The sequence below is a fragment of the Cupriavidus sp. SW-Y-13 genome, from assembly GCF_009793345.1.
GTDB lineage: Bacteria > Pseudomonadota > Gammaproteobacteria > Burkholderiales > Burkholderiaceae > Cupriavidus.
The window spans coordinates 1469778-1487719 of record NZ_WHLX01000001.1 but is presented as its reverse complement, the minus strand read 5'-3'; the positions used below and the strand labels follow the sequence as shown (position 1 = coordinate 1487719).

Genomic DNA, 17942 nt, shown 5'->3' with positions numbered 1-17942 from the left:
TTTCCTTCCTGTTGTCATGCCCCTGATTCTCCAGAGCCTGTCCCCGCTGTCCGCAGCCGATCTCGATGCCGTGCGCGCGGCTGCCCATGCCTCGGCCTTCGTGATGCGTGCCGAAAACGTGGCGGCTGCCGATGACTGCGATCCGCTGACCCCGGCACTGCGCGTGGCGCTCGACGAAATTTGCGGCGTCCGTGGCATCGACTGGGCCGTGGTGCCGGCGGGGCGCAAGCTGTCGGACTTCCGGCTCGTGGCCATGGACATGGACTCGACGCTGATCACCATCGAGTGCATCGACGAAATCGCCGATTTCTGCGGACTGAAGGCCGAAGTGTCAGCGATCACCGAAGCGGCGATGCGGGGCGAGATCACCGACTTCAACGAGAGCCTGCGCCGCCGTGTGGCCCTGCTGAAGGGCCTCGACGCCAGCGTGCTCGACCGCGTGTACGAAGAACGACTACGCCTGTCGCCGGGTGCCGAGAACATGCTCCAGACGATCCAGGCACTGGGCCTGCGCACGCTACTGGTGTCCGGGGGGTTCGTCCACTTCACCGACCAGCTCAAGCCGCGCCTGAAACTCGACTTCACCCGAGCCAACACGCTGGAGATCGTGGATGGCAAGCTGACCGGCAACGTGGTGGGCGAGATCGTCAATGCGGACGTAAAGGCACGTACCGTGCGCGAGGTGTGCGAGCAGATCGGCGCCGAACCGTCGCAGGCCATCGTCATGGGCGACGGTTCGAACGACCTCAAGATGATGGCAGTAGCGGGCCTGTCCGTGGCCTTCCGCGCCAAACCCGTCGTGCGCGAACAGGCCAGTGTGGCGTTCAATCATGTGGGGCTGGACGGGCTGCTGAACCTCTTCCCGCACTGATTCCCGTTTCAAGGCGTGCCTTGCGTCACCTGCAAGGCACCCGCTCCCTCGCTTTCCCTCCCCACTCGCCCCCTCTTGCCACACCTCCGGGCGTTTCCCGCATTACATTTTCGTCATTGGCGCTGACGCGACCAAATCCACGAGATCGCAACATAACGCCTTGATTTCCTTGTGGAATCAAATGCGAATGATTATTATTGTTCGCCTCCCTACATCGTCGTTTTCCGACTGCACAACGCATGCAAGCGTTAGCTATATTCCTATCCCTGGCCGCCGCGGCGTGCCTGTACCTCGCGGCGCCAAATCAACTGCTGGTTGTCGATGCCGAGGGTAAAGGTCGCTCGCCGCTGTCCTCCCGACTGCTCTGCTGGATCGGTGTTGCACTCGCCGTGGCCGGCACCTGGGTCATGAGCGTGCCCGAGGGCTGGGCCGTCGCCATTGCCGCCACCCTCGTGGTCATGACGTGCTTCCTGTCCTTCTGGCCGTTCATTGGCACCTGGCTCCATCACAACCGGGCGGACGACGAACCATCAGAGGTCTCGAAAGAAGGGAGCGCATCATGATCGGCACCAAATGGCTTGCCGGCACGCTGTTGGGCCTGCCCCTGGCCATCGCGCTGTGCACACTCGGCATCTTGTGGCTGCCCGGCGGCTGGGAAGGTGGCGTGGTCCTTGCCATCATGCTCAGCTTCGTCCTATGGGTGGCCATCATCAGCCTGAGCCTGCTGTTCGAGACGAGCCTTCGCGCCTGGCTGTGGCTGGTGGGCGGGAATCTGGTCTGTTACGGCATCCTCGTGGCATTGCGGCTGCTGCACGCGATGCCCCCTGCCTCGGCGCTCTCCGCCGTCACCGGTTCATGAGGCGATACACATGAAAGCCAATACCCTCCGCGTGTTCAACACGCTGCATACCTGGGTCGGCCTGATGGCCGGCTGGGCGCTGTTCATCGCGTTCTTCGCAGGCGCGATCACCGTCTTCCACCACGAACTGCACGTCTGGCAGAATCCGGACCGCCTGGAAGGCAAGCATGCCGCCGAGGTCCATGTCGAGGGCCCCGCCATCGATGCCTTCGTGCAGAAGCTGATCGCCGTTCACCCTGACGCCGCAAACAGCGTCTACGTGGGCCTGCCCAGCCATGAGGAACCGGACTTCAACGCCTACTGGCAGGACAAGGCCGGTGAATGGCACACGATGAACGGCGAGCGCCTGAACGGCGACAAGGCAGCGCAGAACAGCACGTCGCTCGATCACGTCACGGGGGAACTCTCTGCCTTCCTGAACGCCCTGCACTACTCGCTCGGCCTGGGCCTGAACGGCACGTATTTCATGGGGATCATCTCCATCCTGTACGGGCTGGCGCTGGTGTCGGGCGTCATCCTGCATCTGCCGCGACTCAAGAAAGACCTGTTCGCGGTGCGTCCGGGCCGCAACCTGAAGCGGTTCTGGATGGATTCGCACAATGTGATCGGCCTGTTCAGCCTGCCGTTCCACCTGATCTTTGCCATCACTGGCGCGATGTTCTGCCTGTCGCTGGTCATGGTCATGGTGTTCAATGTGCTGACCTTCGACGGCAAGCTGTTCGAGACGATTCCGCGCGTCACGAGTGGCACGTCCGAAGTGTCCGCATCGGGTCGTCCATCACCCACGATGCCCTCGGCGCAGTTGCTCGCCATCGCACGCGAGCACGGCGGCGAACACTTCACGCCGACCGCGATCCGGTTCCAGCGCTATGGCGATGCGAATGCCGTGGCCGACGTGCGCGGCGAGAGCGCCCGTGCACTGGGCAATGGCGGGTCCGTGGGCATCCACGCGGCAGCCAACGAACCCAACGCCGGCAAACTGATCGCCAACCAAACGGCTAGCGGACGCGACACCAACCACATGGTCTATAGCGCGATGTTCGCGTTGCACTACGGCACCTACGGCGACATGGCCGTGCGCATCGTCTACCTGATCGCGGGCCTGGCGGGTGCCTTCCTGTTCTACTCCGGCAACCTGCTCTGGATCGAAACCCGACGCAAGGCGCGCCAGGCCGAGCAGCCACGCGTACACAAGCTGCTGGCGCAGGCCACAGTGGGCGTCTGCATTGGCACCTGCATCGGCGTGGCGCTGTGCTTCCCGGCCGCGTTGCTGTGGCCAGAGCGTGCCGTGAGCTATGTGTTCTGGCCGGTCTTCGGCGTGGCGGTGGCTTGGGCGCTGGTCCGGCCGCCGATCCGTGCAGCGGTCGAGCTGCTGTACGTGGCCGCCCTTGCCACGCTGACCGTGCCCTTGGCGGACCTGATCCTGGCCGGAGACAATCTGTTCTCGGCCGCGCTCCAGGGTCGTTGGGTCATTGCTGGCTTCGACATCGCCGCCATCGCCATGGCAGTCGGGTATGTCGCGCTGGCACGTGCCACACAACGCCGTGCGCAGAATGGTCCGGTTGAATCGGTCTGGGCGCCACCCGGCGCCGCCGCTCAGGCCGCGCCGCAAGCCACGATGCGCAAGGCCGACGCCTCCTGATTGCAGGTGTCGACGCCTCAAACAAAAAGCCCCGCCATCACTGGCGGGGCTTTTTGTTGAGCGGTTCGCGGCAGCACTCAGCGCAACTGTGCTTCCATGGCTTGCTTGATGTCCCCGATCAGATCGCGCGTATCCTCGAGGCCAATGTAGAAGCGCACCAGTTCGCCAGCGTTCTCCCAATCGGCGGGTGGCCATGTTCCCACCGGCCGCATGGTGTCGACGTGATACGGCACCGCAAGGCTGTGCGCCCCACCCCACGACCAGCCGATGGCGAACAGCTTCAGCGCTTCGACAAAGGCATCGACCTGTTCTCGCGCGTAGCGGCTGTGCAGAATGATCGAGAACAGACCGCTGGCGCCGGAAAAGTCCCGCAGCCACTCGGCATGGCCGGGGCAATCTGGCAGCGCAGGGTGCAGTACGCGCGAGACCTCGGGTCGCTGCTTGAGCCATTCGGCGATTTCCCGTGCCGCGCGGTCGTGGGCGGCCAGCCGGACCGGCATGCTGGACAGGCCACGCAGCACCAGGAAGCAGTCATCCGCCGACACGCCCCAGCCCATGATCATGCGCGTGCGCTTGAGTCGGTCGTGAAGCATGTCGTCACGCGTGATCACCGCGCCCATCAGCACATCGCTGCCGCCGGACTGGTACTTGGTCAACGCCTGCACCGAGATATCGATGCCCTTGTCGAACGGCTTGAAATACACGCCCGCCGACCAGGTATTGTCGATTGCCGTCACCACGCCGCGTGCCCGTGCTGCGGCCACAATCGCCTCGGAATCGGGCACCTCCATCGTCACGGACCCAGGCGCCTCCATCCAGATCAGCTTGGTATTCGGCTGGATCAGCGCCGCAATGCCCGCTCCGATGGATGGATGGTAGTAACGCACTGTCACGCCAAACTCCCGTGCCAGCCACTCGCCATGATCGCGGTTGGGACCATAGACGTTGTCCGGCACCAGCACATCGTCACCGGCCTTTACCAGCGCAAAGTAAACCAGTGATATTGCCCCCATACCCGACGGCAGCAGCAGCGTCTGGCTGCCACCCTCGATCTGCGCCAACTGCTGGCACAGTGCCTCGCTGGTGGGCGTGGCGTGCAAGCCATAGCGCCAATAGGTTTTGCTGCGGTCGCCATAGGCGCGCAGTTCGGCGAGATTGCGGAAAACGATGGTGGAGCCGCGATACGTCGGCGTCGAGAACGATTCGAAGCCCGGCGCGATGTCGAGGTCGGGTTGGACTGCGGTGGTCTGGGTATAGCGGGACGGATGGCGGGGCGAGTCGGAAGCAGACACGGCGCGTTTCCTCGGAAGTCTGGACAGGCGTTCGAGCTTACCAGCAATCAGAAATCCGTCCACCCCTGCGCCGCAACCGCCGCTTGGGGATAGGAAAAACTAGCGCGACTTGCCCGTCGAGATCGACGATTTCGGCGGTGGCGGCGCGTAGGTCACACCACTGCTGGGTTGCATGTCGAACGGTGGAATAACGAGGAACCCGCCAAACGGCCGGATGAAGAATGGCAGGACGATGGCCGGGTTGTAGGGATCGGTCCACGTTCCGCGCACGGCACCGTTACGGTCAATCTGGCCGTCCCAGTTGCCGGAGACACGCGTACCGTCGTCGGACTCTTCCATCAGGAAGTTGCCGTTATCCCACTCGCCGGACAACAGCCGGACGCCCTTGCCATCGCCCACCGAGTATTCGCCCTGCAGGCTGTCCCGGGTATCGGACTTCGGCGCCACGCGCATGCGCACCGGCTTGTCGCCAAGCGTGCCCACGTAGACGGGATATTGGGAATACTCGGCACGCGGCGCCAGCACAGTGGCTGCACCGGTGGAGAGCGTTGTTCCGCGCCGGGACTCCCCGGCGCGAATCGCATCATTGATACCAAAGGAGCCGCCCTGCCCCCCCGCCGTCGACAAACTATCGCCAGCCGCCGAGGCGGCCATCGGTGCCGCCAACATCGCGGCCATCGAACATGCGCAAAACGCGTGCAAAGCTGAAGAAAAGCGGGGCAAGGCGGACTTCCTTGGGATGGGGGCTGCCGTGACTTTAAACGCGCTCGAAGATCGCGGCAATCCCCTGGCCGCCGCCGATGCACATCGTCACCAGCGCATAGCGGCCTTGCACGCGCTGCAGTTCGTGAAGCGCCTTCACCGTAATCAGCGCGCCCGTGGCACCGATAGGATGGCCCAGCGAAATGCCCGAACCGTTGGGGTTGACCTTGGCCGGATCGAGTCCCAGCGCCTTCGTCACGGCACAGGCTTGCGCGGCAAACGCTTCGTTGGCCTCGATCACGTCGAGATCCTTGACCGACAGCCCTGCGCGCTCCAGTGCGATCTTTGTTGCCGGAACCGGGCCGATGCCCATCGTCTTGGGATCGACACCTGCATGGCCGTACGACACCAGGCGCGCCAGCGGCTTCAGGCCGCGGCGCTCCCCCTCGGCACGCTCCATCAGCACCACTGCAGCAGCGGCATCGTTCAGACCCGATGCATTGCCCGCCGTGACCGTGCCGTTCTCCTTGACGAAGACCGGCTTGAGCTTGGTCATGTCATCGATGGTCGCATCGTGGCGCACGTGCTCGTCGGTATCGAAGACGACATCGCCCTTGCGGCTCTTCAGCGTGACGGGAACGATCTGGCCCTTGAAATGGCCGGCCTTGATGGCAGCCGACGCGCGGCGATGCGATTCCAACGCTGCCTCGTCCTGCTGCTGGCGCGAGATGTTGTATTCCTTGGCAACGTTCTCTGCGGTCACACCCATGTGGATCGCGTGGAAGGGGTCGTGCAGCGCGCCGAGCATCATGTCGATCAGCTTGGCATCGCCCATGCGCGAACCCCAGCGGGCCATCGGTGCGAGGTACGGCGCGCGGCTCATGCTTTCCGCACCGCCACCGATGGCGACATCGGCATCGCCAAGCAGAATGGTCTGGGCAGCACTGACAATCGCCTGCAGGCCAGATCCGCACAGGCGGTTGACCGTCAGCGCCGGGGCATTGATCGACACCCCGCCGTTCACGGCGGCCACGCGCCCCAGGTACATGTCTTTCGGCTCGGTCTGGATGACGTTGCCGAATACCACATGCCCGACGTCGTCGCCGGACACCTTGGCGCGGGCCAGCGCTTCGCGCACCACGAGCGCGCCCAGGTCAGTCGGAGCCAGATCCTTGAGGCTGCCGCCAAAGGTACCAATCGCGGTGCGCACACCGCTGACAACCACCACTTCACGCGTCATGTCTTGTCTCCATGCGAAATGTTGCGGCGCACAGTATAGACCGCGGAGCGAAAAAGTGAACGACCGTACTTTTACCTAATGGCAGCAGGCCCCGGTATCCGGAAGCCTGTCCTCAGGCGATTTCGCCCCACAGGTCATGACCGTCGGCGCCGGTGATTTTCACGTTGACGAATTCGCCCGCCTTGTAGCGCTGCGACGGCTTGGCGGCCGGATCGATATAGACCAGGCCGTCAATCTCGGGAGCATCGGCGGACGAACGGCCGATACCGCCATCCTGGTTGATTTCATCGACCAGCACGCGAAGCGTTTGACCGACCTTGCGCTGCAGGCGGCGTGCCGAAACTTCCTCGGCCACTTCCATGAAGCGCGCACGACGCTCTTCACGCACCTCGTCAGGCAGTGCACCGGGCAGATCGTTGGCCGTTGCACCGTCCACCGGGGAATAGGCGAAGCAGCCTACACGATCCAGTTCGGCTTCGGCGATGAAGTCGAGCAGCGTCTGGAACTCCTCTTCCGTCTCGCCCGGAAAACCCGCGATGAACGTGCTGCGAATCGTCAGGTCCGGACAGATCGCACGCCAGGCACGAATCCGGTCCAACGTCTTCTCCGCATTCGCCGGACGCTTCATACGCTTGAGCACGTCCGGATGTGCGTGCTGGAGCGGTACATCGAGGTACGGCAGCACATTACCCTGGTTCATCAGGGGAATGATCTCGTCCACGTGCGGATACGGGTACACATAGTGCAGGCGCACCCACGCGCCATACTGGCTGGCGAGTTCGCCGAGCGCCGCGACCAGTTCCGTCATGCGCGTCTTCAGCGGGCGACCTGCCCAAAAACCGGTTCGGTACTTCACGTCCACGCCATAGGCACTGGTGTCCTGCGAAATCACGAGCAGTTCCTTGACACCGGCCTTGAACAGGTTTTCCGCCTCAAGCATGACCTCGGCCACCGGGCGCGATACCAGATCCCCGCGCATGGACGGGATGATGCAGAACGAGCAGCGATGGTTGCAGCCTTCCGAAATCTTCAGGTATGCGTAGTGCTTGGGCGTGAGCTTGATGCCGGCAGCCGGCACCAGGTCAGTGAAAGGGTCATGCGGTTTCGGCAAGTGCGTGTGAACTGCCTGCATGACCTCGCCCAGCGCGTGGGGACCCGTCACGGCGAGCACCTTGGGATGCACCGAGGTCACGATGTCTTGTCCGGCGGCATCCTTCTTCGCCCCCAGGCAGCCGGTCACGATGACCTTGCCGTTCTCGTTCAGCGCCTCGCCAATGGCATCCAGGCTCTCCTGCACCGCCTCGTCGATGAAGCCGCAAGTGTTGACCACCACAAGGTCGGCGCCGTCATAGGTGCCGCTGATCGCGTAACCTTCGGCGCGCAGTTGCGTGATGATCTGCTCGGAATCGACCAGTGCCTTGGGGCATCCAAGTGACACAAAGCCGACTTTCGGCGCAGGAGTGGACAAAATGTTTTCAGACGACATGGGGCACCGCGTATGTGGGGATTGGGCACGTCCTACCGTCCCCGGTGGCGCGCCGCTGGCTTAAGGGCATCCGGCGAGCCTGCCGGGCGCCGCAATTGCCATGAAAGGCGGAGATTTTACCTTGATCGGGCCGCCTTGGCGTGAGGTTCGGAAGGAGCCGGCCCGGCTGGCTGGAAACGCGTCCTGGTTATAGACCCAGAAGGCCGGTCAACCGATCCATCACGACGTCTCCGCCGATGGCGTATCCGAGCATGGCTCCACCTCCCGAGGTGAACCAGATCACCTTGTTGACACGGTCCCGCAAGGCAAGTATCCGGCCTTCGTTACTCTTGATCTGGGCGGACAGGTTATCTTCCAGACGATCACAACGGGCCTCGGTCTTGTCCTCGCATTTCTGGATGCGATCACCGAGGTCCGTTGCCACGCGATCGATGCGAATTTCGAGGTCGCCCCTGCTCTCCCGGATCTGCCTACCAAGGTCCGTTCGCACATGCTCGATCTTGTTTTCCGTCGCATCGATGCGGGTGTGCAGATCCACTTCCATCCTGTCGACGCGCGTCTCGAACTTGTCGAATCGCGTTGCAAGCTGTTCGATTGCCGCCAACACCCTGGACTCCGAGGCGTCGATCCGGTCGAGCAGGTATGCATGACCAGCGGACATACGCGTATCAAGCGTCGACAAACGTGTATCGAACGTCGACATACGCGAGTCGAGCGTCGAGATTTGCCCGGCAAGCCGCCCCTCCACCTCGCGCAAATCATTGCGCACTCCCACCTCCACCGCATCGAGCTGACGCTCCCCGCGCTCGACGCGCGCTTCAAGCGCCTGCTGCGAAGCCTTCACCTCGCCTACCTCGCGCTGGATGCACGTCAGTTGGGTGTAGATGCCACCGGCGAATTCGACGAGCCGGGTCAAGCCGGTTGGATCGGCGGGTTCAGGCGCCATGCGCCAGAGATTCGCGCTGTCAGACATAAGTTACCCTCCGGACCAGACCGGATGGCATGCAAGGCGGGATACGCTTGGAAAAAGCCATCGTGCAGTGAAAGCAGGATTGTTATCGGGTCGCCCAGTGCTCAGGGCGTTGGCCGATTGGAGCACATGGCGGCTCCCAACATCCTTGCTCTGCAATCAATAGCGGAGAAAAAAGGCTAAAAGACGCACATCGGACACGCATTCACAAAAATGCGTGGCAAGCCAACAACTCAAAACGACCCTGCATTGCACAGGGCCGTCGCGGCGTGCGTTCGTGAGGCTACTTCTTGTCCTGCTGGTTGAACGGGAACGTGCCGAACATGTTCTTGGCCTGGCTCTGCATCTGTTCCTGCATCTGCACGAAGAGGTTTTTGCTCTGCTCGATGTAGTTGCTCATCATGCCCTGCATCATCGGACCCTGCAGGTTCATGAACTGCGACCACATGTCGGGGCTGAATGCCTCGCCCGAGTACAGACCCTTCGAGTTCTCGGCCAGCTTGCCCTGAATGTCGATGAATGCCTGGATGTTCTTTTCGAGGTAGGTGCCCATCATGCCCTGCATCGCGTGGCCGTAGAAACGGATGATCTGCGAAAGCATGGCGCTAGAGAACATCGGCACACCGCCGGTTTCCTCTTCCAGGATGATTTGCAGCAGGATGCTGCGTGTCAGCTCCTCGCCGCTCTTGGCGTCGACGACCTTGAAGTCCTCGGTATCCATGACCAGCTGCTTCACATCAGCGAGCGTGATGTAGGTGCTGGTTTGCGTATCGTAGAGCCGGCGATTGGGGTATTTCTTGATCAGTCGCTCTGCGCCTTTTTTGGTCGTGGCCATCGGTGCTCTATCCTTTTGTCGTCGCTGGTGCCGTGGGTCGGCACCGCTGCTGCGCCTTGACTCGCGCTGCTGCACCGCATGCAGTGCAGTGCGCAATGGAGCGCGTCTTCCCCGCCGAGAAACACGCTGCAGGCGCGCAAGAAACAACCGGACCAGACCCATGTGGACCGCGCCACTTTGGTGCCGGTTGCGCCATTGCCCTGATTCTATGCTCAAGAAAGCACTATGGAAAGCTGGCCGCGTTTAAGGAAAACCCGCAGCATTTGATTGTCTAGCCCCCAAAAGCAAACCGTCCGCATGCCAGCGACATGCGGACGGTGATGCGAATTACCAGGGCATCTCGGTGCAGCACTCAATGGTTTGTGCAGCGCGCCAGATGCGCCGCATCAACGGCAACCTCCGTGACGGCCTGCCGCCCCTCGCGGGCAACGCGCCGTCGCAGATGGCCGCCTCGACCATCAGCCCATGTGCAGGCCGCCGTTCAGGGAGAAGTCCGCACCCGTGGAGAAACCGGACTCTTCCGAAGCCAGCCAGGCGCAGATCGATGCGATTTCAGCCGGCTCGCCCAGGCGCTTCACCGGGATCGTGCCGACGATCTTGTCCAGCACATCCTGACGGATCGACTTCACCATGTCCGTGGCGATATAGCCCGGCGACACGGTATTGACCGTCACGCCCTTCGTGGCCATTTCCTGCGCCAGGGCCATCGTGAAGCCGTGCAGGCCAGCCTTGGCTGTCGAATAGTTGGTCTGGCCGAACTGCCCCTTCTGGCCGTTCACTGACGAGATGTTGATCACGCGGCCGAAGCCACGATCCGCCATGCCATCGATGACCTGCTTGGTCACGTTGAACAGCGACGTCAGGTTGGTGTCGATCACCGCATCCCAATCGGCACGCGTCATCTTGCGGAACACCACATCGCGCGTGATGCCGGCGTTGTTGACCAGAATGTCGACCTCACCCACCTCGGCCTTCACTTTCTCGAAAGCCGCCTTGGTCGAATCCCAGTCCGCCACGTTGCCTTCGGACGCCACGAACTCGAAACCGAGCGCGCGTTGTTGTTCGAGCCACTTCTCGCGACGCGGCGAGTTCGGGCCGCAGCCCGCCACCACCTTATAGCCCTCTTTTGCCAGGCGTTGGCAAATCGCGGTTCCGATGCCACCCATGCCGCCGGTCACGTATGCAATGCGCTGAGTCATATCCACTCCTAGTTGGCTCGATCGGTTCGTTGTTGTCGAAACTTTTCGGTCGTTGTTGTCAATGCCGGCGGCGGTTCCTCGGTACGTACCGCCGGCATACCCCTCATGCACGTCTAGCCAATGCTTTTGTTATGTATTGCAGTTCAACGTTCGACTGCCAGCGCCACGCCCATGCCACCGCCGATGCACAGCGAGGCCAGGCCCTTCTTGGCGTCGCGGCGCTTCATCTCGTGCAGCAGCGTCACCAGGATGCGGCAGCCGGATGCGCCGATCGGGTGGCCGATGGCAATCGCGCCACCGTTCACGTTGATCTTCGACTGGTCCCAGCCCATTTCCTTGTGCACCGCCAGCGCCTGCGCCGCAAATGCCTCGTTGATTTCCATCAGGTCGAGATCCTGCACGCCCCAGCCCGCACGCGACAGGCAGCGTCGGCTGGCCGGCACCGGGCCCATGCCCATCACGGCCGGGTCCACGCCGGCATTGGCGTACGCCTTGATCGTCGCCAGCGGCGTCAGGCCAAGTTCCTTGGCCTTGGCGGCCGACATCACCACCACGGCGGCAGCGCCGTCGTTGAGGCCGGAGGCATTTGCGGCCGTCACCGTGCCCGCCTTGTCGAACGCCGGCTTCAGGCCCGACATGCTATCCAGCGTGGCGCCCTGACGCACGAACTCATCGGTCTTGAACGCCACCGGATCGCCCTTACGCTGCGGAATCATCACCGGCACGATTTCCTCGTCGAATTTGCCGGCCTTCTGAGCCGCTTCGGCCTTGTTCTGCGAACCGACTGCGAACTCGTCCTGCGCTTCGCGCGTGATGCCATATTCCTTGGCCACGTTTTCGGCGGTGATGCCCATGTGGTACTTGTTGTACACGTCCCATAGGCCATCGACGATCATCGTGTCGACGAGCTTGGCATCACCCATGCGGAAGCCGTCGCGCGAGCCCGGCAGCACGTGCGGGGCCGCGCTCATGTTCTCCATGCCACCCGCCACGACGATCTCTGCCTCGCCGGCGATGATGGCATTGGCGGCCAGCATCACGGCTTTCAGGCCCGAGCCGCACACCTTGTTGATGGTCATGGCCGGCACCATGTCCGGCAGGCCGGCTGCGCGCGACGCCTGGCGGGCCGGGTTCTGGCCCGAGCCGGCCGTCAGCACCTGGCCCATGATCACTTCGCTCACCTGGTCGGGCTTGACGCCTGCGCGCTCCAGCGCGGCCTTGATCACGAGTGCGCCCAGCTCCGGTGCGGGGATCTTGGCCAGGGAGCCACCGAATTTGCCTACGGCGGTGCGAGCTGCGGAAACAATGACGATGTCGGTCATGTGAGGTCCTTTCGAGAAAACGAATCGCGGATCGGTTCGAAACGGGGCCGGCGGCTCATCCGCCGCCCCGGCAAAATCAGGCGCGCTGCTTGACGTAGCGTCCCGGTGCAGGCTCGATCGCCTTGTAGTGGGCGTTGCCGTAGGTATCAGGCGCCGCACGCTTCTGGCCGGCCTGCTTGCCGAGCCATGCCATCCAGTCCGGCCACCAGCTACCCGGATGTTCCTCCGCGCCAGCCAGCCATTCATGGGCCGAAACGGGCAGCGTATCACTGGTCCAGTGACTACGCTTCTTCTTGGCTGGCGGGTTGATGACGCCGGCAATGTGCCCAGAGGCGCCCAGCACGAAGCGCAGCTTGTTTTTCAGCAGTGCGGTGGAAGCATACGCAGCCGACCACGGCACGATATGGTCCTCGCGCGAGCCGTAGATATACGTCGGCACGTCGATGGCACCCAGGTCCACCGGGGCATTGCAGACGGTCAGCTTGCCCGGCACCTTCAATTCGTCCTGCAGGTAGGTATGGCGGAGGTACCAGCAATACCAGGGTCCGGGCAGGTTGGTGGCGTCGCCGTTCCAGAACAGCAGATCGAAGGGCACAGGCGTGTTGCCCTTCAGGTAGTTGTCGACCACGTAGTTCCAGACCAAATCGTTCGGACGCAGGAACGAGAACGTGTTCGCCAGTTCCACTCCCCGCAGCAGACCGCACGGCGCACCCGATGCGCCGCCCAGCGTAGCCTCGCGCAGTTGCACATGCGATTCATCGACAAAGACGTCGAGGATGCCGGTGTCGGCAAAGTCGAGTAGCGTGGTGAGCAGGGTCAGGCTGGCTGCGGGCCGCTCGCCGCGTGCCGCCAGCACGGCAAGCGCCGTGGAAATGATGGTGCCACCCACGCAGAACCCGAGCACGTTGATCTTGTCGAGACCGCTGATGTCGCGCGCCACCTCGATCGCGCGGATGGCTGCATGCTCGATGTAGTCGTCCCAGGTCCGCTCGGCCATCGAGGCATCGGGGTTCCGCCACGACACCAGGAACACCGTGTGCCCCTGCTCCACCGCGTGCCGCACCAGCGAGCTTTCGGGCTGCAGGTCAAGGATGTAGTACTTGTTGATGCACGGCGGCACCAGCAGCAGCGGCCGCGCGTAGACCTTGTCGGTCAGCGGCTTGAACTGCAGCAACTGGAAGTATTCGTTCTCGTAGACGACAGCGCCTTCGGTTACGGCAACATTGCGGCCCACCTCGAAGGCGGTCTCATCGGTCTGCGAAATCTTGCCGCGCCCCAGATCCTCCAGCATGTTGCGCACGCCGTTGCGCAGCGATTCGCCGCCGGACTCGATCAGGCGCTGCTGGGCATCCGGATTGGTCGCCAGGAAGTTGGCCGGCGACATCGCATCGACCCACTGCGAAACCGCAAAGCGGATGCGTTGGCGCACCTTGGGATCGGCTTCCACAGCATCGGCAAGCTCGGTCATGGCGCGCGCCGTGAGCAGGTAGAACGCGGCCGTGTAGCGATATGCCGCATTGTTGCGCCATGCATCGCTGGCAAAGCGGCGATCGGACAGACGCTGGCTGGCAGCACCGGCTTGCCCGGCCTGCGGCGCACCATTCGGCACCATGGCCCCGGCACCCATTTCACGCCAGAGTTCGGTGAAATCCTTCAGATAGCGTTCCTGGATGCTGGCGAGCTGCGTGGGCGCGATCTTCACCGCACCATTGGCACCATTGCCCTGCAGAGCCTGGAACGCCTTGGCGAATGCATCGCCGCCCGGAAAGCTGCCGGGGAAACCGTTCGGAAGACCATTCGGGAAGCCACCGGGGAATGCACCGGCCAAGCCGGCGGGAAAACCAGGCGGCATCGCGCCGTTGGTTTCGGGTGCCCACTGACGGGACCACTCCAGCCAGGCGGCTGGGTCGAATGGCCCCGGCGCAAATTGAAACGGTTGGGACTTGTCTTCCTTTCCGGAAGATGCCGCACCTTTGCCGGTCGCCATGATGTATTCGTCTCTCTGCCGTCGTGATGGTTGACGGGCACGGGGTAACTGTCTCCCGACCCGCCCCGGAATCCGGGATGCGTTAGCGGGCCGCCTGAGCGGCTCGCCACTTACGCTATGCTTGCCGGCGAAACCCTGATACTTCCTCGGTTCCGATACATTTGAAGGCATTGTTGCCTTGCAATGTAGAGGCTGTCAATGCGGAATTCCGCATTCCCATGCGGGCGCCAGGGAAGTGATGTCCGACCTACCGGACGGTAATTCCCAAGCGGGTTGCCGGGGTTCGGAACTCGCCTACCAGAGAGAGATGAACGGCTGATGTATATCGTGGCAATTGGCTGGCTATATGTGGCGCTGATGATGGCTATCACGGAGACAAACGTGGTGGCCGGTGTGGCCACGTTCCTGTGCTACGGGCTGGCGCCCGTCTCGCTGGTGATGTACATCCTGGGCACACCGGGCAGGCGGCAGCGGCGACGCGCACGGGAAGAGGCGGAAGCCCGCGCAGCGGTGGACGCGGCGGAAACCCCGGGAACTTCGAGCGCGCCGTCTTCTGCCGTGCGGGACGGCGACGCCTAGGCTCCCAGCCAGACCATCGTGGCCATGCGACCCGTAGTGCGGTCGCGGCGATAGGAGTAGAAGCGGTCTGCGTCGGTTACCGTGCAGGTATCGCCGCCAAAGACCTGCGTGCAGCCAGCTCGCGCCAGGCGTATGCGTGCCAGCGCGTAGAGGTCGGCCATGTACTTGCCCTGCCCCACCGCGACGAATGCCGCATCGACTTCGGCCTGTTCGTGTTGGAACGCGCGATCGAGGAATGCTGCGCGGACTTCCGCGCCCACTTCGAACGCATCGGGGCCGATCGCAGGCCCCAGCCACGCCAGCCATTGTGGCATGCCGCCCGCGCGCTGCGCCATGCGCGACAGCGTGGCCTCGATCACGCCATCGCACAGACCTCGCCAGCCGGCATGCGCCGCGCCGACGACAGCACCCGCCGTATCGCAAAGCAGCACGGGCAGGCAATCGGCTGTCATGATCGCGCAAACGTCGCCCGGCCGCCCCGAAATGCTGGCATCGGCTTGCTGGATCTCGCTCCCGGCATCGCCATGCTCTGCCGTGGCCACGCCACAGCCATGCACCTGTTCCAACCAGAGCGGCATGGCGGGCAGGCTGCGGGCCAGCCGCGCACGGTTGGCCGCAACGGCGGACGGATCGTCGCCGACATGGGTGCCGAGATTCAGCCCGCCCGTCGAGCCATCGGCCAGCCCATAGGCGCCGCGACTGACACCGCCCTGACGCGTGGTAGACAGCGCGCGCACATTTGCCGGGGCCGGCCAGTCCGGGACGAGCCACGAAGTTGAAATAGCTGTCGATTCAGTCGTCATCGGCCTCGCCTTCGTACCACGTGCCTTCGTCGTGGTAATCGTCGTAGTCATCGTCCTGTTCCGCGTGCCCCTCAAAGTCGAGCGCGGCAATCAGCGCCTGCAGGTCCTCGGGTGGCTGGGTTTCCCAGGAGATCTTGCGACCCGTGGCCGGATGCACGAGTCCAAGCTTGTAGGCATGCAGCGCCTGGCGCGTATACGGCACCGGCAGCGGCACCCGGATTGCCTGCCGCTGACCGCGCTGGGTGGCCTTGTAGTAGACCGGATCGCCCACGAGCGGATGACCAATGGACTCGAAATGCACGCGAATCTGGTGCGTGCGGCCCGTTTCAAGCTGGCACATCACCATCGACACGTGCGAGCGGCCCAGCGGCACGGTGCCGAGCGTCTTGAAATGCGTACGCGAAGGCTTGCCGCTGTTCGTGTAGACGATGGCCATGCGGGTCCGCTCGCGCGGATCGCGGGCAATCGGTGCGTCGATGGTGCCTTCCTCGGGCGTTTCGCCCCACACCAGCGCGAGATAGGTCCGCTTGACCGTACGCGCAGCCAGTTGGCGCACCAGATCGGTCTGCGCGGTCAGCGTGCGGGCCACCACCATCAGGCCGGATGTCTCCTTGTCCAGCCGATGCACGATACCGGCGCGCGGCAGCCGTGCCGCGTGCGGATCGCGATACAGCAGGCCATTGAGCACCGTGCCGCTCCAGTTTCCTGCAGCAGGATGCACCACCAGACCGGGCGGCTTGTCGATGACCAGCAGCGTATCGTCCTCGTAGACCACGTTGAGCGGCACATCCTCGGCCGTGAAAGCCGTGGATTCGGGTGCCGCCTGCGGGCGGATCTCGATCTGCTGCCCCATCTGCATCGATGCCTTGGCGCGGCTCGGTTCTCCGTCCACGCGCACGGCGCCCTCTTCGATCCATTGCTGGATGCGGCTGCGGGAGAACTCGCTGAAGTGGCGTGCGAGCAATTTATCGAGCCGTTCGCCGTGATCGGCACTGCCGACTTCCATGAACTGGGGCACGAGATCGGGGGCGGCAGGCGCTGCCACGAGCACGTCGTCCTGCAACTCCCCACCTTCGTCGAGGACCTCGAATGGGTCGTTCAAGTCCCCATTGACGGGGGCTGCGGCCTCCCTGGATTCGACCTGACTGTCCAGACCGGTTTCGGCGCTGGGGCTTCGGCTATAATGCTTGGCGGTATTTTTCTTCATCCGGAACAGGTTGCCCATGCAATTGCAGAGCATGAAACGCGCGGATTGGCGCGCGAAAATTGGAGCGGTTTTGCTCGCAGGCGGCTGCGTCATGCTGTCGGCATGCGGCCTGCTTGGAGACCAGCCTGACGAAACAGCCAGCTGGTCGGCTAACAAATTATATTCGGAAGCCAAGGATGCCCTCGACGGCGGCGACTATACGCGTGCCGTGAAGCTCTATGAAAAGCTCGAGGGCCGCTATCCGTTTGGCCGTTACGCGCAGCAGGCACAGATCGACACTGCCTATGCCAGCTACAAGGATGGCGAGACCGCTGCCGCGCTGGCAGCCGTGGACCGGTTCATCCAGTTGCACCCGAGCCATCCGAATATCGATTACGCCTACTACCTCAAGGGCCTGATCAATTTCAACGACAACCTGGGCTGGCTGGGCCGCTTCTCGGGCCAGGATCTCAGCGAGCGCGACCCCAAGGCCGCCCGCGCTGCCTACGATGCGTTCCAGATCCTGATCACGCGCTACCCTGACAGCAAGTACACGCCCGATGCCACGCAGCGGATGCAGTACATCGTCAACTCGCTGGCCCAGCACGAAGTGCATGCGGCACGCTACTACTACCGTCGCGGCGCCTACCTCGCCGCAGTCAATCGCGCGCAGCAGGCGCTGAAAGACTATGACGGTGCTCCGGCCAACGAGGAAGCGCTCTACATCATGGTGCGCTCGTACGACGCGCTTGGCATGAAGGATCTGCGCGACGACACCGCACGGGTGATGGAACGCAACTACCCGAACAGCGACTTCATCAAGTACGGTGCGCGCAAGAAGGACAAGGCGTGGTGGGAAGTCTTCTGATCTGGAAGCACTGACCATGCAGCATTGACTGCCTGAAAGCAAAACACCCCGAATGCCGGTCACTGGCTTCGGGGTGTTTTGTTTTGCGGGGCCGTCTGCGC

General features: G+C 63.2%; 17 protein-coding genes. 6 read left to right on the top strand and 11 right to left on the bottom strand.

The window, feature by feature from the left end; genetic code table 11:
- Positions 1–16: 16 nt before the first annotated feature.
- The 4 genes from serB (at position 17) to GA566_RS06575 (ending at position 3372) form a co-directional block, all read left to right on the top strand.
- On the top strand, positions 17–871 hold the full coding sequence (gene serB, locus GA566_RS06590; RefSeq protein ID WP_160472126.1) for a phosphoserine phosphatase SerB: 855 nt from the start codon (positions 17–19) through the stop codon (positions 869–871).
- 239 nt (positions 872–1110) lie between these two features.
- Complete coding sequence (locus GA566_RS06585; protein ID WP_160472124.1) at positions 1111–1434, top strand: hypothetical protein; 324 nt, start codon at positions 1111–1113, stop codon at positions 1432–1434.
- The gene (locus GA566_RS06580; protein ID WP_137924444.1) at positions 1431–1730 is read left to right on the top strand and encodes a hypothetical protein; all 300 of its coding nucleotides are present in this window, start codon (positions 1431–1433) and stop codon (positions 1728–1730) included. The genes GA566_RS06585 and GA566_RS06580 overlap by 4 nt, the downstream gene beginning before the upstream one ends.
- Before the next feature lie 10 nt (positions 1731–1740).
- Positions 1741–3372 carry a PepSY domain-containing protein gene (locus tag GA566_RS06575; protein WP_137924443.1) on the top strand — a complete coding sequence of 544 codons (1632 nt, stop codon included), beginning with the start codon at positions 1741–1743 and terminating at the stop codon, positions 3370–3372.
- Between the two features lie 77 nt (positions 3373–3449).
- On the opposite strand, the gene GA566_RS06570 is transcribed toward GA566_RS06575, so the two are convergent.
- From GA566_RS06570 to phaC, 9 genes are all read right to left on the bottom strand, one after another.
- Positions 3450–4664 (bottom strand): cystathionine beta-lyase, encoded by a 1215-nt coding sequence (locus tag GA566_RS06570; protein WP_160472123.1) that lies wholly within the window; start codon positions 4662–4664, stop codon positions 3450–3452.
- Between the two features lie 99 nt (positions 4665–4763).
- Positions 4764–5342, bottom strand: coding sequence for a hypothetical protein (locus GA566_RS06565; RefSeq protein ID WP_370459273.1), 579 nt, complete (start codon positions 5340–5342; stop codon positions 4764–4766).
- 79 nt (positions 5343–5421) lie between these two features.
- Positions 5422–6606 carry a beta-ketothiolase BktB gene (gene bktB / locus GA566_RS06560; RefSeq protein WP_160472121.1) on the bottom strand — a complete coding sequence of 395 codons (1185 nt, stop codon included), beginning with the start codon at positions 6604–6606 and terminating at the stop codon, positions 5422–5424.
- Positions 6607–6718: 112 nt separating this feature from the next.
- Positions 6719–8092: a 30S ribosomal protein S12 methylthiotransferase RimO gene (gene rimO / locus GA566_RS06555; protein WP_160472120.1), complete on the bottom strand. Its 1374-nt coding sequence runs from the start codon at positions 8090–8092 to the stop codon at positions 6719–6721.
- 187 nt (positions 8093–8279) lie between these two features.
- Positions 8280–9065, bottom strand: coding sequence for a hypothetical protein (locus GA566_RS06550; protein ID WP_160472118.1), 786 nt, complete (start codon positions 9063–9065; stop codon positions 8280–8282).
- A gap of 280 nt (positions 9066–9345) precedes the next feature.
- Positions 9346–9897: a polyhydroxyalkanoate synthesis repressor PhaR gene (phaR, locus tag GA566_RS06545; RefSeq protein ID WP_137924438.1), complete on the bottom strand. Its 552-nt coding sequence runs from the start codon at positions 9895–9897 to the stop codon at positions 9346–9348.
- Between the two features lie 458 nt (positions 9898–10355).
- On the bottom strand, positions 10356–11096 hold the full coding sequence (locus GA566_RS06540) for a 3-ketoacyl-ACP reductase (RefSeq protein ID WP_137924437.1): 741 nt from the start codon (positions 11094–11096) through the stop codon (positions 10356–10358).
- 143 nt (positions 11097–11239) lie between these two features.
- Entirely contained in the window at positions 11240–12418 is a 1179-nt protein-coding gene (locus GA566_RS06535; RefSeq protein WP_160472116.1) for an acetyl-CoA C-acetyltransferase, read from the bottom strand.
- Between the two features lie 76 nt (positions 12419–12494).
- A complete protein-coding gene (phaC, locus tag GA566_RS06530; RefSeq protein WP_160472114.1) occupies positions 12495–14405 on the bottom strand; it encodes a class I poly(R)-hydroxyalkanoic acid synthase in 1911 nt (636 codons plus the stop codon).
- Between the two features lie 318 nt (positions 14406–14723).
- Between phaC and GA566_RS06525 the strand changes: the two genes are divergently transcribed.
- Complete coding sequence (locus GA566_RS06525) at positions 14724–14984, top strand: hypothetical protein (protein ID WP_137924434.1); 261 nt, start codon at positions 14724–14726, stop codon at positions 14982–14984.
- Here the strand turns inward: GA566_RS06525 and pgeF are convergent.
- On the bottom strand, positions 14981–15787 hold the full coding sequence (pgeF, locus tag GA566_RS06520) for a peptidoglycan editing factor PgeF (protein ID WP_160472113.1): 807 nt from the start codon (positions 15785–15787) through the stop codon (positions 14981–14983). The genes GA566_RS06525 and pgeF overlap by 4 nt on opposite strands.
- Positions 15777–16994, bottom strand: coding sequence for an RluA family pseudouridine synthase (locus GA566_RS06515; protein WP_137924432.1), 1218 nt, complete (start codon positions 16992–16994; stop codon positions 15777–15779). Before GA566_RS06515 ends, pgeF begins: the two co-directional genes overlap by 11 nt.
- 16 nt (positions 16995–17010) lie before the next feature.
- On the opposite strand from GA566_RS06515, the gene GA566_RS06510 reads away from it, so the two are divergent.
- A complete protein-coding gene (locus tag GA566_RS06510) occupies positions 17011–17841 on the top strand; it encodes an outer membrane protein assembly factor BamD (protein ID WP_137924431.1) in 831 nt (276 codons plus the stop codon).
- The last annotated feature ends 101 nt before the right edge of the window (positions 17842–17942 follow it).

What these genes read in the sequence shown, in the direction of transcription:
- serB (WP_160472126.1), top strand. Translation starts at nt 17, where the DNA reads ATGCCCCTGATTCTCCAGAGCCTGTCCCCGCTGTCCGCAGCCGATCTC.
- GA566_RS06585 (WP_160472124.1), top strand. Translation starts at nt 1,111, where the DNA reads ATGCAAGCGTTAGCTATATTCCTATCCCTGGCCGCCGCGGCGTGCCTG.
- GA566_RS06580 (WP_137924444.1), top strand. Translation starts at nt 1,431, where the DNA reads ATGATCGGCACCAAATGGCTTGCCGGCACGCTGTTGGGCCTGCCCCTG.
- GA566_RS06575 (WP_137924443.1), top strand. Translation starts at nt 1,741, where the DNA reads ATGAAAGCCAATACCCTCCGCGTGTTCAACACGCTGCATACCTGGGTC.
- GA566_RS06565 (WP_370459273.1), bottom strand. Translation starts at nt 5,342, where the DNA reads ATGGCCGCGATGTTGGCGGCACCGATGGCCGCCTCGGCGGCTGGCGAT.
- bktB (WP_160472121.1), bottom strand. Translation starts at nt 6,606, where the DNA reads ATGACGCGTGAAGTGGTGGTTGTCAGCGGTGTGCGCACCGCGATTGGT.
- rimO (WP_160472120.1), bottom strand. Translation starts at nt 8,092, where the DNA reads ATGTCGTCTGAAAACATTTTGTCCACTCCTGCGCCGAAAGTCGGCTTT.
- GA566_RS06550 (WP_160472118.1), bottom strand. Translation starts at nt 9,065, where the DNA reads ATGTCTGACAGCGCGAATCTCTGGCGCATGGCGCCTGAACCCGCCGAT.
- phaR (WP_137924438.1), bottom strand. Translation starts at nt 9,897, where the DNA reads ATGGCCACGACCAAAAAAGGCGCAGAGCGACTGATCAAGAAATACCCC.
- GA566_RS06540 (WP_137924437.1), bottom strand. Translation starts at nt 11,096, where the DNA reads ATGACTCAGCGCATTGCATACGTGACCGGCGGCATGGGTGGCATCGGA.
- GA566_RS06535 (WP_160472116.1), bottom strand. Translation starts at nt 12,418, where the DNA reads ATGACCGACATCGTCATTGTTTCCGCAGCTCGCACCGCCGTAGGCAAA.
- phaC (WP_160472114.1), bottom strand. Translation starts at nt 14,405, where the DNA reads ATGGCGACCGGCAAAGGTGCGGCATCTTCCGGAAAGGAAGACAAGTCC.
- GA566_RS06525 (WP_137924434.1), top strand. Translation starts at nt 14,724, where the DNA reads ATGTATATCGTGGCAATTGGCTGGCTATATGTGGCGCTGATGATGGCT.
- pgeF (WP_160472113.1), bottom strand. Translation starts at nt 15,787, where the DNA reads ATGACGACTGAATCGACAGCTATTTCAACTTCGTGGCTCGTCCCGGAC.
- GA566_RS06515 (WP_137924432.1), bottom strand. Translation starts at nt 16,994, where the DNA reads ATGAAGAAAAATACCGCCAAGCATTATAGCCGAAGCCCCAGCGCCGAA.
- GA566_RS06510 (WP_137924431.1), top strand. Translation starts at nt 17,011, where the DNA reads ATGCAATTGCAGAGCATGAAACGCGCGGATTGGCGCGCGAAAATTGGA.